This window comes from Oleiphilus sp. HI0125 (assembly GCF_001635355.1).
Window position 1 is genome coordinate 1 of the sequence record NZ_LWGF01000789.1, and the last position, 1,992, is coordinate 1,992.

The window sequence follows — 1,992 nt, forward strand, 5'->3', positions numbered from 1 at the left end:
CTCAAATATCTCATTTATCTGCTTAAACACTGCCTGAACAAATATTGGTTTCGGGTCTGCGGGTTCGTTTACAAAGTGTTTTTCTAGAAATACAAAAAAAGCATGCTCGGGTGGTTGCTTGCCCTTTTTCGTTTCATTAGGAAGATGACTTTCGAAGAATTTATCAAACTTAAGGGAGCTATCTGGCAGACCACTCGCACTATCTTCCGCCCAAGATCTAATTTTATTTAGCCAAGTTAATTTGTTGTTGAGACGAGTGAGGTCAGACTCCCCGACTAACTTCGTCACATCATCAATATGCACCAGAACTAAGGTTTTTAAATCTTCAACCCACTGTTCTATTTGCGCATAATCATCTTGCCATTGACGTATGGGAGATAGTCCATCGTCATCAAAACTCACTGCTGGATAGATACGTTCTGGAATACGCGAGCTGAACACAGAAAGTGCTGACAGTAATGTAGCTGGGTTACCCCAATTGTTTAGCACATAGCGCAACACGCTTGGCTTCAGTTTTAAAATTTCACTACGCCAAACATCCTGACAAACCTCTAAACGCATTGGCTTAAGGTCTTCTTTAAGCTCTTGGTTCGAAGGAACATTCAAAAGCACTGAATTGTCGCGCCCGACCTTTTGACAGAAACCGTGAATCGTATGAATCTCGGCAAGATCGATACTCTGTTCGGCGATTTTTAAAGCCAATAAGCTTTGGTTTAGATTATCCAAGCGGCCAATAATATTGCGCGCTAAAGCGTCAGGAATAAGCGACTCTAATTGCGCAGCATCTATATCTGATCTGCTCTCACTTACTGCTTCACTACTGCCATCACTATCGACTTCCAGCTCATCATAAAACTCAATTAAACGCTCAAGATACTTAATGTACTGAACAATATTCGCCCGCACCCGAACACGGAGTTCTTGTGTCGAGGCATCGGTAAACGTCACTATCAAGATCTGCTCTATCTGATAGTTTTTCTCGAGAATGTAACGCAGAACCAAATTCGACAAGGCATAGGTTTTACCCGTGCCTGCACTCGCTTCAATTAAGGCAAGTCCCTCTAAAGGAAAGGTATTTAGATCTAGCGTTTCTGGCGCTAATGAGTTCATTGGAGTCTCATTCATTATCGATCCTCCTCTACCGTAATACGTTCAACGTCATCATTGGCCGCAATGTCAGAATCATCATCTTTCTTTTTGCTACGAGATTTTTTAACCGGCGCATGACGCAGAATTTGCTGCATCAACACATACTCATCTGGCTCTGGAATAAATTTGCCTAGCTCTGTGTCCTCACTCAACTCGCCTAAACGATTCCATACCAACGCAGACTCATTACCGAGCTCGCATTCGTTATAAGCTTTTTCGGAACTATCAAAATACGCAAACGCTAGCTTGTAAGCCTGCTCAGGAAGAAACTGCAATGGGCTATTTGAGAATTGCACAAGGCATTGCACAAGCTCGCTCAAGTAGGTGCCAGCTTGCTCCGCAGTTAAGGCTGGGAACACAATTTGGCCCTTACGCCAGATGTTCGTTGTTTTTAGGGGAAGACTGGTCGGATTATTTTCAGCGCTAGCTTTATTCTTAGAAACGTCGTTGCCTGAATGCACATGTGCATTCCAAGCCACGTGTTTTGCCCAAGCACCGAATATCCATTTATGACAGTACTTTCCAAATCGCACATCGATGGCAGTCTCGGGGGCTAAGAACACATCTCCCTGCATTGAAATGCCAGTTAGGTTTTCCGGTAACGCTAACTCAAATGAATAAGGAATAACTTTGCTAGTCTCATCGTCGCATGAAGCCTTAGCGATGCGTTCAATAAAATTTCCATAACTAGATTTGAGACTGTCTAGTTTTAACTCAGCAACTAAGCCTTGCGGCAGTCGTCCAAGCAAAGCCAACTCTTTCTGTTTGCGCGCTTCATCCTCTGCTCGGTCGTGTAGCCAAAATGGAGCTAGCTCTTGCGCCACTTTATAAGCGTCTAAGCCA

At 43.6% G+C, this 1,992-nt stretch carries 2 protein-coding genes; both read right to left on the bottom strand.

The genetic code is table 11. The annotated features are described in order from the left end of the window. The coding region (locus tag A3762_RS12325; RefSeq protein WP_156493430.1) for a UvrD-helicase domain-containing protein at positions 1–1,125 on the bottom strand (1,125 nt) is incomplete at its 3' end. After that, a partial coding sequence (locus A3762_RS27570) for a hypothetical protein (RefSeq protein ID WP_197469233.1) occupies positions 1,125–1,992 on the bottom strand: 868 nt, incomplete at its 5' end. The genes A3762_RS12325 and A3762_RS27570, both read right to left, overlap by 1 nt.